The sequence below is a fragment of the Pseudoalteromonas sp. SR44-8 genome (assembly GCF_014163635.1).
GTDB classification, from domain to species: Bacteria; Pseudomonadota; Gammaproteobacteria; order Enterobacterales; family Alteromonadaceae; genus Pseudoalteromonas; species Pseudoalteromonas rhizosphaerae.
In genome coordinates, this window is the sequence record NZ_JACJDS010000019.1 from 23,961 (window position 1) to 38,124 (window position 14,164).

At 41.7% G+C, this 14,164-nt stretch carries 10 protein-coding genes and 1 pseudogene; all 11 read left to right on the top strand.

Features of this window, described 5'->3' with window-relative positions; translation table 11 throughout:
- The first annotated feature begins 77 nt into the window (after positions 1–77).
- On the top strand, positions 78–266 hold the full coding sequence (locus H5183_RS21790; protein WP_259397218.1) for a hypothetical protein: 189 nt from the start codon (positions 78–80) through the stop codon (positions 264–266).
- Positions 263–562: a hypothetical protein gene (locus H5183_RS11150; protein WP_182731709.1), complete on the top strand. Its 300-nt coding sequence runs from the start codon at positions 263–265 to the stop codon at positions 560–562. Before H5183_RS21790 ends, H5183_RS11150 begins: the two co-directional genes overlap by 4 nt.
- Entirely contained in the window at positions 562–1,680 is a 1,119-nt protein-coding gene (locus H5183_RS11155) for a hypothetical protein (protein ID WP_182731710.1), read from the top strand. Before H5183_RS11150 ends, H5183_RS11155 begins: the two co-directional genes overlap by 1 nt.
- Entirely contained in the window at positions 1,680–6,347 is a 4,668-nt protein-coding gene (locus tag H5183_RS11160; protein WP_182731711.1) for an OmpA family protein, read from the top strand. Before H5183_RS11155 ends, H5183_RS11160 begins: the two co-directional genes overlap by 1 nt.
- Before the next feature lie 69 nt (positions 6,348–6,416).
- Positions 6,417–7,481, top strand: coding sequence for a hypothetical protein (locus tag H5183_RS11165; protein WP_182731712.1), 1,065 nt, complete (start codon positions 6,417–6,419; stop codon positions 7,479–7,481).
- A 1-nt stretch (position 7,482) separates the two neighbouring features.
- The gene (locus tag H5183_RS11170; protein ID WP_182731713.1) at positions 7,483–7,845 is read left to right on the top strand and encodes a hypothetical protein; all 363 of its coding nucleotides are present in this window, start codon (positions 7,483–7,485) and stop codon (positions 7,843–7,845) included.
- 57 nt (positions 7,846–7,902) lie between these two features.
- A pseudogene (locus tag H5183_RS11175) lies at positions 7,903–8,965 on the top strand (hypothetical protein).
- Between the two features lie 435 nt (positions 8,966–9,400).
- On the top strand, positions 9,401–10,954 hold the full coding sequence (gene leuA, locus H5183_RS11180; RefSeq protein ID WP_145242424.1) for a 2-isopropylmalate synthase: 1,554 nt from the start codon (positions 9,401–9,403) through the stop codon (positions 10,952–10,954).
- On the top strand, positions 10,951–12,027 hold the full coding sequence (gene leuB, locus H5183_RS11185; RefSeq protein ID WP_149980410.1) for a 3-isopropylmalate dehydrogenase: 1,077 nt from the start codon (positions 10,951–10,953) through the stop codon (positions 12,025–12,027). Before leuA ends, leuB begins: the two co-directional genes overlap by 4 nt.
- A gap of 75 nt (positions 12,028–12,102) precedes the next feature.
- Positions 12,103–13,503, top strand: a complete 1,401-nt coding sequence (gene leuC / locus H5183_RS11190) for a 3-isopropylmalate dehydratase large subunit (protein WP_182731714.1) — start codon at positions 12,103–12,105, stop codon at positions 13,501–13,503.
- Positions 13,503–14,102, top strand: a complete 600-nt coding sequence (leuD, locus tag H5183_RS11195; protein WP_182731715.1) for a 3-isopropylmalate dehydratase small subunit — start codon at positions 13,503–13,505, stop codon at positions 14,100–14,102. Before leuC ends, leuD begins: the two co-directional genes overlap by 1 nt.
- Positions 14,103–14,164: the final 62 nt, after the last annotated feature.

The window sequence follows — 14,164 nt, forward strand, 5'->3', positions numbered from 1 at the left end:
AATTTATCAGATCCCAGCAAGCGCATTATACTACCAAGGAAAGCAGGGACGTTTTTTTTCTCAGATAAAAAAATAAAGTGTTAAGTAAAGCGTTTAAAGATTCGACTGATTTAATGGGGAATGGTCAGTATTATATAGATGACTTTTTTTATGAGTTTGATTTAAGTACTCAGCAAACACGAGAAATACCAATTAAAGAAAATGATATATGGGGTATGGGGCGAGTATTTATTTATGGCGTGTTTAATATCAAGGATGAACAATGACAGAGCAACTTTATACTGGGCAATCTAGTTTCCCTAAAGCGTATTTACTCACAGGTTATGTTAATAGAGGCGAGCCAATCAGTAAGTTAAGCCCGCTTTTTAACCGTGTGGTGGTGGCTGATAGCAATGAAGCCACGCCAATACTGTTAAGCAGTGATGAAGGCGCCGTGCTTGAGGCTGTTGATTACAAACAATTGACGACACGAACCCCGTTTCATGCCCAAAAAACTACCCCGTTCATGCTTCGCATTGCTGCCTCTACGACCAATTTACACCGTACAATCAAGGACTATTGATGTCATTAATTTCAGTAAAAAAATCACCAATAACGCCGCTGTTAACTAAGTCATTTTCACGCCGTGCAGTCATAATGTTACTAAGTGTCGCTACATTGCTATTAACTGGCTGTGGTGAGGAGCCTGCTCCACCTGCTAAACAAGTTGTTGAAGAACAGCCCAGCCGATTTAGTAAAGATAAAATGGCGTATCGCCACACATACCACTCTGAATGGCCTAAAGAGGTGCGCAATGAGGTGTATGGCGATGAAGAAACGTTTTCAACTCCGCGTATTTTATTTAGAGCTGAGGTTGAGTGGATAGGTATAGAAACGTTGTTTTCAGCGCGCATGGATGGCTCTGACAGGCGTAGGATTATTCCAGAAAGCGTATTTACGGGTAAGAATATGGTCGATGGTCATAAACCGGTGCGTTCGCCAGATAATCGGTATATCGCAATATCAATGTACAACAATGAACTTGGCTACACACGTGAGCTTTGGGATACTAAAACCCAGCAGTTTATTTTTATGAGCGAAGGCTATGGCTATGCCCATTTTAATTGGACTAAAGACAGTGAAAATGTGATTTTTTACGCCAGTGGTAAGCATTATAACTACCACGTACCCACTAAAACACTTACTGAGCGGCCAATTATTTACTCTAATGGCTTGTTTTTATTGCCAGATGGTAAAACTTTTTTAGCCGATAAAAAAAATAAATACTGGTTACATGACTTTAATGGCGACGTGATAGAGAAGGTCGATTTAGGTTTTAACACTCAATTTACTATGAAGTATTTAGAAGTATCCCCTTTCGGCGATTATATTTATTTTGTGTCAGAAGGGCTTGGTTATCCAAAAAATTATTGGATTGATTTATCAGATCCCAGCAAGCGCATTATACTACCAAGAAAAGCAGGGACGTTTTTTTTCTCAGATAAAAAAAATAAAGTGTTAAGTCAAGGGTTTAAAGATTCAGAGGATTTAATGGGGAATGGTCAGTATTATATAGATGACTTTTTTTATGAATTTGATTTAAGTACTCAGCAAACACGAGAAATACCCATTCAAGAAAATGATATATGGGGCATGGGAACTATATATATTTTTGACGTGTTTAATATCAAGGATGAATAATGACAGAGCTATTGAATACAGGGCAATCTAGTTTTCCTAAAGCGTATTTACTCACGGGCTATGTTAATAGAGGCGAGCCAATCAGCAAGCTCACCCCGCTGTTTAACCGTGTGGTGGTGGCTGATAGCAATGAAGCCGCACCAATACTGTTAAGCAGTGATGAAGGTGCGGTGCTTGAGGCTGTTGATGACAAGCAGTTGACAACACGAAACCCGTTTCATGCCCATAAAACCCGACCTATTATTGTGCCGCCGGTTGATGCGATAAGCTTGTTAGCGGCAAGCCAAGGTGATAAGTGGTTTGATACGTTTAAAACTCAACTAGAAAGCTATAAGGGTAAAACCAATACTCTTAGCTATCAACAAATTGCAGTTGAAGATTTAAAGCGCCCTGATACTAATAATAAAGATACAACCTACAGCGATTGGTATAACGAACATATTATTAAGAGCAAGGTAACCCATATTTATGGTTATGTTATACCCAAAACGCGGGCGCTGTTGCTGAGTGTTAATCAATCAATTCCGCTAGGAAAAATAGGTAGTAATGTTGAGGTTATTAGAGGAACGAACGCGCCAATAGAAGGTAAGTTTAAAAAAGTTGATGGTTCGACAGTGTACACCGCTGTAATTAATAATAATGATCAAAATCTGAGCGCTGGTTTATATAAAATACGCGTTAAATTAGATTCAAGAACTCTTAGGCCGCTTGGTAATCGTTGGAGCCAAAATGCTCTTAGCTATGATGACAGTGGCACCCCTTATTACGAACTCAGCGAAATGTTGCATTTTGACATTCAAAACGAGGCCGGTGAGTTTGATATTATTAACTGCGACCCAATTTCAGTTGAAGAGTCACTGATTAAGCAGTTTCCGAGTTATTACACCCATTTAATTAACTTTGCAAAAAACACGGCCTCTGCCCCTGAAGGTTTTGACCCTAATGAGCCAAAAAAAGGCTTGCCTGAATATGGCTCGCCCGATGCCAAAATGCCGAATAGCAAACCCACGGCAATTGCCGGTGGCTTTTTAGATTACTGTACAAACTGGGAATTAACTAAAACCCGCGCCAGCCTTGCTGCGGGCTTTTTAGTTGCCGACATGCAGCAATATGTTGATGCCGATGGCGTACACCATGATAACCGAGGGAAATTTGCCAAATTAGTTGCTAAAACTCTGCATACCCACTTTCAAACTAACCAGGACCCTGCAGTATCAGCAATGCTTGATGCTACCTTTGCACTTGATAGCGGTGTTGATGCCTGGGCTAAAATGAGGGAGGCGTTAACTAATCCCAGTGGCGAGACAACAAGCGATGCATTAAGCAAACACTTCTGGCCTTTTAATAAATCGCATACATTAACTGAAAATGAGAGACGGCAATTCAATAATACCTTAGGTGGTACGTTAGGTGTGCCTGCACGCGTACTCAACGTATTGGATAAATCAATGAATACCGTTAATTTAGCTGTAAGTATTAGCGCGTTTAGTAAGGCGACCATATCGTATTTTGGTGAAGCGGAAAACACTTTAAACACCAGTGTTAATCATTATAAAAGAGTGGCTGATGATTATTTTGCCCGTTTAAGCGAGCGCGAAGTAAGCCATGATGTGGTTATTCAGAGCCAGTTTGAACTTGACAGTGACGTTGTGAGTGAGCAGTACCAAAATGAAATAATATCGCGTAGCCAAATTATTGTTGAAGGGCTGCTAGCAAACCCTAATGCAATGGTTGATATTTCAGGGTATACCTGTGATATCGGCGGCTTTGAATATAATAAAAAGTTGTCTTTAAGGCGCGCTGAGGCTGTTAAAACTATTTTAGCTGAACAAATGATTAGCCGCGGTATGGATCATAACCAAGTTGAATCTCGCATGCGGGTATATGGGTACGGCATGCTTGAGAACTTGGTTGATAACGACTCAGAAGCCCAACGTGCAATTAACCGGCGGGTAAGCCTTAAAGCTTATATTGTCAGTAGCCTTGCTGTAAGTGCTTCTCGTGAGGGGCTGAATAATTTAGAACGTTACCGTAGCTTAAGTGTTGAGAAAAAAATCGCACGCTCAAAAGAGGGCGACAAAGCATTAATGGCCGCGCTTGACACTGCGCTTGCGGTATTAAGTGTAATACCTCATACCGCGCTTGTGGCACGTTCAATTGGGCTTGTTACAGCGGTGGTAGGCGCCGCGCCTGTTGTTATTCGCGGCGTTGCTGCCCTAACCGATGAAATAATGACAGATAATATATGCAAACAATATTTAGCGGTTGATGATAGGCAAAAACAGCAAAGCGAACGAAGTAGCGCCAACCAAGCATTAATGCGTGATTTGGTAACAGAGATGAACAGTAACCACACCATTGCTAATAGCACTTTATGGGCGGCGCAATACAGAGTACGGGCCGAAGCCATTGCGGGATTGGTTGGTTTACTGCTAAGAGCGCAAGTGTATGCAAGCAGCAAAGAAGACTATATCAACAATGCAAAAAAATTAGAGATTCAGGCCTATATTGAAAACTTTTTACTCGGCGATGAGTGGGCGTATCCGCTAATAGATAACGCGGTAATAAAAATGGATACGTTTTGGGTTAACTTAGTTGAAAACGTAAATAAAATGAAAGGCTCTGGTGCCGCTGAGCGGGAATACCAATTAACCTATGGTGTAAACCAAGACTTTAAATTAACCGCCGCGAGTGACCGAAAAATATTATACGACAACCACGTACAAGTAATGGATGAAGAAAGATCAACAGCAAGTTTGATAGGCATGGTTAGCCCTGCGCTTGGGTTTTATATGATGTCTAAAGCGCCAGTGTCTTCCTTACAAGGTTACTTACAAACACAGTATCAAAAGTATTTTCCGATACATACTTTAGGCACTAATGAGCTTGACAACTTTATTGATACTTTTGACCCATTAATGATGCAATACGGTGAAGCAAATTATCATTGTAGTGTGATGTATTACCAAGATGTTAATACTAAAAAATGGCACTTAATGAGTGATTTAGGGGATGAATCAATTACCCCATTTACACCGGTTAGAGTGCTGGTGGTGTTTGATGAAACGATAGCCCACATAGCACCACTCACGTTTGAAGTGCAACGCATTGATGGTTGGGATGTAACCAGTATTAAGTATTCAGAGCTTGCACGTGCGCTGACCAAAGATGAGCTATTTATAAATCAAGACGGTTTTGATGAATCGCGTTATATAGGCATGGTTGGCTGTGTATTTCAGCCATTTTATCAACTTGGGCCTAAAACGTATTTAGGTATAAAGCCAACCGCTCATTCAGCGGCTTTTTTGTTACCTGGTATTAATAGCGCAGATGACTATGCTGACTCTGGTCGGCTAAATAATATGCGCTATAGAATCAGGTGCCAAGTGGCTGGCACTAAGAGTCAGGATTTACCGCTTAAACAAACACCTGCACAAGGCCCCGTTGAGTTTGATGGGGTATTTAGTTTTATTGAAGACGACTTTTTAGTGAGTGTTGATAAAGAAAAACACAACTCAATGTTAATTAAAGACTACCTAACGAGCTATGATTCAAGCTTTGCCTACCCTGCGTTATTTGATGGTGAGAAAACCGTTACTATGGCAATTAGAATTGGGGGCGAAGGCGCGCCATTTATCTCATTAGCGAATTTAAACAATGAGTATTTAGAGGGACCTTACAAAAAAACTACTTATGAAGAACTTTATAAGCGCGAGCTTTGGGCAAGTGCAATAAAAAACAACCTTACCATCACTCGCCACGGTAATAGCCTTAAAATTGAAAAATATGATTGGAATACTGAAATTGAAGTTTTTGTCGTGGTAACCGCCGATAAGTTACTTGAAGATAATTACAGCAAAGACCTGATCAACCTAAACTCCAATACTATTCCGTGTTTTTTGAGTATGGCGGGTATTTCGTCAAGTTGGCTTAAAGACAGTGAGTTGCAAGGGCCTACTTATCCCAGTAATTTAATTAATATTGGTGAAATTGAACGTTCTTTAACAGGTGGTTTTGATAAAGATAAAATACGTGATAACCAATATAAACTAACAAGACGACGCAACGTAAAGGGGCAGTCTCAACTTCGCGATTTTATTTCATTTTTAAGAAGTGATTCTCAAGAGCAAGAGCAAGAGGTACTCTCGTTGTTTAATTGGCATAACAAAAAAGCTGAGTTAGACAAGCAAGGCCAAACTGAGAAAAAGCATTTGTATGTCGCACGTTTTAAGCTGGATTATAAGACCCCCAAAGGCAATACCGTAAAAGGTATTCGCCCTTTTGGTAAAGTGGATATAAACGCTAATGGCTCGGTTGATGAATCACCTAAACTATGTTTTAAAGAGTTTAGAACGGCTGGTAATTCAGGTATACACGTTGCCGACTTTAGCACTGTTGATGGCTTGTTATTCGATGATACATACAGTCACGGCTTTGCCCTAGAGGTGGACTTACCGAAATCATTAATCAATAACGCGCCATGGTCTAAAGCAATGAATAGTACACGCTATAACAAACTCGAACCGCACTTGAGTGATTATCAAAAAGACTTTTATAGCTCGAATGACATGACTGTTGATGAAGTTAAAGAGTGGTTTGAAGTCCATTCGAAAAGTTTAGATGAAGTCAGTATCGAGGCGATTAATATTCGTAAATTAAGCGATTAAACATTGCGTAAATAAAGAGCTCATTGATATGGGCTTTTTTATTTAGGTTTTTATAAAAGGATTTTTAAGGTGTTTTTTAACAAGGGCTATACGGTATCCGTATTTGTGTTTATAGCTTTATTAACCGGTTGCTCAGAGCCGTCATCATCGCAGGAGTCATCACTCTCACAGGCTGAACTCGCTAAATATCCATGGGCTAAAGAGCATCAAAACCACCCTGAGTGGCCGATGGAGATACGTGAAGAGGTGTATGGCGATGCAGATACCTTCTCAACCCCGCGGTTAATGTTTTGGAATAAATACAAATACAGTGAGGTACGCACGCTGTGGTCATCTCGTTTAGACGGCTCAGACAGACGCCGTATTATTCCTGAAGAAGTATTTACACGTTTAGAATCTATTAGTATACATGCACCAGCTCGCTCACCAGATAACCGTTATATCGCTATTTCGGGTTATATAAATGACCGAGCGACGCGCCAGCTTTACGATACCAAAGAGCAAAAGCTAATCACCATGTCAGGCGGTGGTGGCTACCCGTGGTTTAATTGGACGTCAGACAGTGAAAACGTCATTTTTTACTCAGATGGCAAAAACTTTAATTACCATGTACCAACAGGCGAGTTAACCCCACGACCACAAATTCACCACAGTGGCGCTGCTTTTTTACTTCCCGGCGATAAAGAGTTTTTAGCAGTAAAGCACGATGGCTTTTGGATACATAAATTTAATGGCGAAATAGTGCGTAAAGTGAATTTTGGTTTTCCGAGGAAATGGGAGATGGTGGACCACCGAATTTCACCGGATGGTAAGTATTTAGCGTTTATGACTCATATCAGACCGAAAGCCCACTTTCATTGGGTGAATATCGAAAACCCTGAAATAAAGCATTCAGAAATAGGTGTGGGTGGTGGCGTTATTTTTTCTCCAGATGAAGATTATCAATTAGAGTACACAATAAAGCACTCGCAAGAACGTGATGAAAATGGGTTTTATCTTTCAGAGCGTGTCATCAGAACAAAAAACATACTAACAGGTGTGCAAACTGAAGGGTTAGTTAAAGAAAAAGGAATCTGGGGCATGAGAACTTTAGTCCCTGTAGCAATTACTAACTTAGCAGCACAAGGACAATAAAATGCATGACATGAGCAAAGGATCTGCAAGCCCAATAGTGTATTTATTAACTGGTTATGTTGAAAGCAACACACCCGTGAGTAAATTAACGCCAGTAGCAAATCGGTTTGTGGTTGCTGAACAGCCTGATTCGGTTGTTTATGATGTAAAAAAGCCTATTGTATTAAAAACGAACAAAGCCGGTATTTTATCCACGATAAACAATGAATCTTTAGAGGCGCGTCAGCCCTTTCATGCCTACACGGCTAATAATAATCAACGGCCTATTATTATTCCGCCAATGGAGTCTATAGGGCTTATTGCAAATAATAACCCTAGTGGATGGGCGAAAGAGTTTGTTGATAATTTAAAAAGTTTTAAATAATGAGTGTGTTTACAGCAATCCAGTAAATAAGCGCATTCAGTAAAAGGATAGTTTTTGATGTTTTTTAAAAAATACAGCATGTTTTGTGTGCTCTCTCTTTGTGCCAGCTTGGTACTAAGCGGTTGCTCAGAGCCACCTTCACAAGGCTCTGAGCAGGCAGAGGTTGATGTTGCTAAATACCCATGGGCTAAAGAGCATAAAAACCACCCTGAGTGGCCGATGGAAATACGTGAAGAGGTGTATGGCGATGCAGATACCTTCTCAACCCCGCGGTTAATGTTTTGGAATAAATACAAATACAGTGAGGTACGCACGCTGTGGTCATCTCGTTTAGATGGCTCTGACAGGCGCCGCATAATTCCTGAAGAAGTGTTTATGCAATTTAGACCCGTAGGGCTACATAAACCAAGCCGCTCCCCAGATAACCGCTATATAGCTATTTCGGGTTATATCAATGATAGAGCGACACGCCAGCTTTACGACACCAAAGAACAAAAACTAATCACCATGTCAGGCGGGGGGGCATCCTTCATTTAACTGGACCTCAGATAGCGATAATGTAATTTTTTATGCAGATGGTAAACATTACAACTACAAAGTATCAACAGCAACACTTACACAGCGCGAAATAATTTACTCTGACGAGTTATTTTTACTCCCAGGCGATAAAGAGTTTTTAGCGATAAAGCATGACGGCTTTTGGATACATAAGTTTAATGGTGAAGTAGTACGCAAAGTTGATTTTGGTTTCCCAAAAGAGTGGGAGATGAAAAACCACCGTATTTCACCTGATGGAAAATATTTGGCGTTCATGACTCAAGGCAGACCAAAAGCGCATTTTCATTGGGTGAATATTGCCAACCCTGAAATAGAGCACTCAGAAATAGGGGAAGGTAATGGCGTTATTTTTTCTCTGGATGAAAATGTCACGCTTAAATTAGGTTTTAACCCGATGGGCGAGGTTGATGAGCTTGGTAAACCTGTTACTTATAGCATTATCACTAGAACCAATATTTTAACGGGAGAGAAACGCATTACGCGTACTAAAGAAATGAATATTTGGGGGCTTAACGTTTTAGCACCTGTCGCTATTACCAACCAAAAAGCACAGAGTAATTAATTATGCATAAAATGAGCAAAGGATCTGAATAGAGTGGAGACAACAGTGGGAATTAAAATAGAAAACTTATCTAAGCAGGATCGGCCATAAAGTAAAGTATATTATGGTTGCTTTAGGTTTGGTTTGAATTATATAACCGTAAAGTTGGTTTTATGCGAAATTTATTTTCTTTTATTGTGGTTTTTCATTCCATTTAAAGGTGAGATTATGCTTGCATGCGCAGTTTTGAAGTGTTAAAAATAGGGCTCACTGAACACACACATTTAGTAAAGACGATGCAAAACACTCATTTAATTACATTAAAACTGAACCTCTTACTGCAAGCGCACGTGAGCGGGGATTAGTGTATTTGCATTAAGTAAACACAAAAAACCCCGCATATCGCGGGGTTTTTTTTATCTCGCATCCAGGGCAGCAGAGAATTAAGGGTAGATTATGCAAGAACAAGATAAAGTATGGATTTTCGACACCACTTTACGTGATGGTGAGCAAGCGCTTAAAGCGAGCCTGACTGAAGAAGATAAAATCCAGCTGGCGCATACTATTAGCCGCCTAAATGTGGATGTGATGGAAGTAGGTTTTCCGGTTTCGAGCCCTGCCGATTTTCGTTCAGTGCAACGTATAGCGACAGAAGTGAAAGGCCCGATTATTTGTGGTTTAGCACGCGCTGTTGCTAAAGATATTGAAGCCTGTGGCGAAGCACTTCGCACAGCACAACAAAGTCGAATTCATACTTTTATTGCTACCAGCCCTTTGCATTTAGAACACAAGCTACGTATGAGCTTAGATGATGCGACAGCCATGGCGGTTAAATCAATTAAGCTTGCCCGTAATTATACTGATGATGTGGAATTTTCATGCGAAGACGCAGGCCGTACACCGCATTGGGATTTATGCAAAATTGTTGAGCAGGCGATTAATGCTGGTGCATCAACCATCAACTTACCAGATACAGTTGGTTTTGTTACGCCAGACGAATACGCGGCGATGATCCGCCATTTAATGAATAACGTGCCAAATATTGATAAAGCGCGGTTAAGTGTACATTGTCATAATGATTTAGGTTTGGCTGTTGCCAATTCTGTTGCAGCGGTGCAAGCCGGTGCACGGCAAATCGAATGTACTATTAATGGTATTGGTGAGCGTGCGGGTAACTGTTCACTTGAAGAAGTGGCGATGATCATGAAGATGCGCCAAGACCACTTAAAAGTGTATACCGATATTCGCAGTGAAGAAATCTATCGCGCTTCACGCCAAGTGGCGAAAATTTGTAATATGCCAGTGCAACCTAACAAAGCGATTGTTGGCGAGAATGCTTTTGCCCATAGTTCAGGTATTCATCAAGACGGTGTATTAAAAGCGCAAAATACCTATGAAATTATGTCACCAGAAAGCGTCGGCGTACCAAATAACCAATTAAATATGACCTCACGTTCGGGTCGTCATGTTATTGAGCACCGCCTTGAAGAATTAGGCTATCAAAAATCTGATTACGATATGGATAGCCTATATGAAAGCTTCTTAACCCTTGCAGATCAAAAAGGTACAGTGTACGACTATGACCTTGAAGCGATGATTTATTTTAACCAAATCAGTGATAAAGACGACAAATACCAATTAGAGTTTGTTAACTCAACGTCTAACTCGCAATCAGTAGCAAGCTCAACGATTGGGATGACGATTAATGGTGAGTCTAAACAAGAAGCGGCTACCGGCAATGGCCCTGTAGAGGCATCATTCTTAGCGATTGAACGTTTAACGGGTATGGCTGTTGAAATGATTGAATTTAATCTAGAAGCTACCGGTGAAGGTGCCAGTTCATTAGGTGAAGTAAATATAATAGCTAAATACGATGGCCGCCCTTATCACGGCGCGGGCATTGCAGCGGATGTGGTTGAGGCGTCAGTACGCGCCATGATCCGCGTTTATAACTTAATTTATCGCGCACAAAAAGTGTCTGATTTAAAACAACAAAGGAAAGCAGGATGAGTCAATCAAATTATAGCGTTGCCGTATTAGCAGGCGACGGTATCGGCCCAGAAGTAATGGCAGCAGCAGAGCAAGTATTGGATGCTGTGAGCAGTAAATTTGGTTTCACTTTAACTCGTCATCATCATGCCATTGGCGGCGCTGCGATTGATCAATTTGGTAAAGCGTTACCCGATCAAACCCTTGCAGCGTGTGAAAGTGCCGATGCAATTTTGTTTGGTTCAGTGGGCGGTCCAAAGTGGGAGCATCTTCCTGCCAATGAGCAACCAGAGCGCGCATCACTTTTGCCACTACGTAAACACTTTGGTTTGTTTTGTAACTTACGCCCAGCGCAACTATTACCAGCACTGAGCGCTGCATCGCCATTACGTGCCGATATAAGCGAAAAAGGCTTTGATATTTTATGCGTGCGCGAGCTAACGGGCGGTATTTACTTTGGCGAAAAAGGCCGCAGTGGCGAAGGGGCTGAAGAAACCGCATTTGATACACAAACCTATTCACGCAAAGAAATTGAACGCATTGCTCGTTTTGCCTTTGAAGCAGCAAAATTACGTAATAACCATGTAACGTCGGTTGATAAAGCCAATGTTTTAGCATCAAGCGTTTTATGGCGCGAAGTAGTAACCGAAGTAAGCAAAGACTTCCCAGAAGTAAGCCTTGATTATATTTACGTTGATAACGCGGCAATGCAACTGGTTAAACAACCTAGCCAGTTTGATGTGTTACTGTGTGATAACTTATTTGGTGACATATTGTCAGATGAATGCGCGATGATCACCGGATCTATGGGCTTATTGCCATCGGCAAGTTTAAATCAGTCGGGCTTTGGTATGTATGAACCTGCTGGTGGTTCGGCACCTGATATTGCTGGCAAAGGGGTTGCAAACCCAATCGCACAAATTTTAAGTGCCGCGTTAATGCTACGTTATTCACTAGGCCAAGATGAAGCGGCGCGCAGCATTGAAAAAGCAGTAGCCGAAGCGGTCGAAGCAGGCGTAGGTACACCGGATATTTACCCAAATGCAGGTTATACAACGCAAGACGTTGCCGCAGCAATTGTCGCTCGTATATAAAACAGCACGTATTTAAACAATTATTCACTCGCTGCACCGTCACGCGGCGAGTCAAACAAATTAGGGGATCAGCAAGTGGCCCAAACGTTATACGATAAAATCTGGCAAGCACATGTAGTTGCTAGTATTAATGAGCAAACCGATTTACTTTATATTGACCGTCATCTAGTACATGAAGTGACATCGCCGCAAGCTTTTGCTGGCCTGCGAGAGAAAAACCGTAAAGTGCGTTGTCCTGAAAAAACCATCGCAACGATGGATCATAATGTATCGACCAAAAGCCGCTCATTAGATGCCGCCAGTGAAGTATCAAAAAACCAATTGATGGCGCTTGATGCCAACTGCAAAGAGTTTGGTATTGTACTTTACGATTTAAACTCAATTAACCAAGGCATAGTGCATGTAATGGGGCCTGAGCAAGGTATTACTTTACCTGGCACTACCATTGTTTGTGGTGATAGCCATACCTCTACTCACGGTGCATTTGGTGCGCTGGCCCATGGTATTGGTACGTCTGAGGTTGAGCACGTACTCGCGACGCAAACACTACAACAGAAAAAAGCCAAGTCATTAAAAATTCAAATTAATGGTGTACTACGTCCAACGGTTACAGCCAAAGATTTGATCATGGCGGTGATTGGTAAGCTAGGTACCGCTGGTGGTACAGGTTATGTGGCAGAGTTTTGTGGTGAAGGCATTGCAGCACTGTCAATGGAAGCGCGTATGACATTGTGTAACATGAGTATTGAAATGGGCGCTAAAGCGGGTTTAATCGCTTCAGACCAAATCACTTATGATTACTTAAAAGGCCGCCCATTTGCTCCACAAGACGATGATTTTGAAGCTGCAGTTGCCTACTGGGAAACCTTAAAAACTGACGAAGGTGCGCAGTTTGATTTAGAAGTTGAACTAGAAGCGAGTAGCATTCAGCCGCAAATTACTTGGGGCACTAGCCCTGAGCAAGTTATTGGTGTTGATGAATGCATTCCAGATCCAGATCAAGAGCCTGATTTAATTAAAGCTGATGCGATTCGCAGCGCGCTTAAATATATGGGTTTAACGGCCGGTGATAAGTTATCGTCAGCGAGCGTAGATACGGTATTTATCGGTTCATGTACCAACAGCCGAATTGAAGATTTACGCGCCGCCGCACAGATTGTTGAAGGTAAAAAAGTGGCTGCTGGTGTTGAGGCGTTAATCGTACCAGGCTCTGGCTTGGTGAAAAAACAGGCTGAAGATGAAGGCCTAGCTGATATTTTCAAAGCTGCTGGTTTTGAGTGGCGTGAACCGGGTTGCTCAATGTGCTTAGCCATGAACGATGACCGCTTAGGTGCAGGCAAGCGCTGTGCATCCACCTCAAACCGTAACTTTGAAGGTCGCCAAGGCCGTGGTGGTCGTACACACTTAGTAAGCCCTGCAATGGCCGCTGCGGCAGCTATTCATGGTCGCTTTGTTGATATTAGAGGAGAAGCCTAATGAGCATTTTTTTTAGTGGCTTAATGGCCCCACTTGATAAAAACAACGTCGATACCGACCAAATCATTCCAAAGCAGTTTTTAACCTCAACCAGCCGTGATGGTTTTGATGCGGCGTTGTTTTATGATTGGCGCTATTTAGATAACGACGAGCCAAACCCTGAGTTTATTTTAAATCGGCCATGTTACCAAGGCGCGCAAATATTACTAACTCGCGATAACTTTGGCTGCGGCTCATCACGTGAGCACGCTCCATGGGCGCTTAAGCAATATGGTTTTGAAGTGATTTTAGCGGAAAGCTTTGCTGATATTTTCTTTAATAACTGTGGCAATAACCAGATGTTAGCTATTGCACTACCAGCACAAACATTGGAAGACTTATTTGTACTGAGCGAGCAACACGACGATATTCATATCGACATCGATCTTGAAAACCAAACGCTGACCAGCAATAAGTTTGCCCCAATTAGCTTTGATATTCGCAAAGACGTAAAAGAGCGTTTATTAAGTGGTTTAGATTTTATCGGTGTCACCGAAACCCTCAACCCACAAATCGATGCCTTTGAAGCAAAGCTTAACGCTGAGCGCCCTTGGCAGTAAAGGTTTAAAAGTTATTTAATCATGAAACGCGGCTAAGGCCGTGTTTTTTGTGAGTCGAGGAA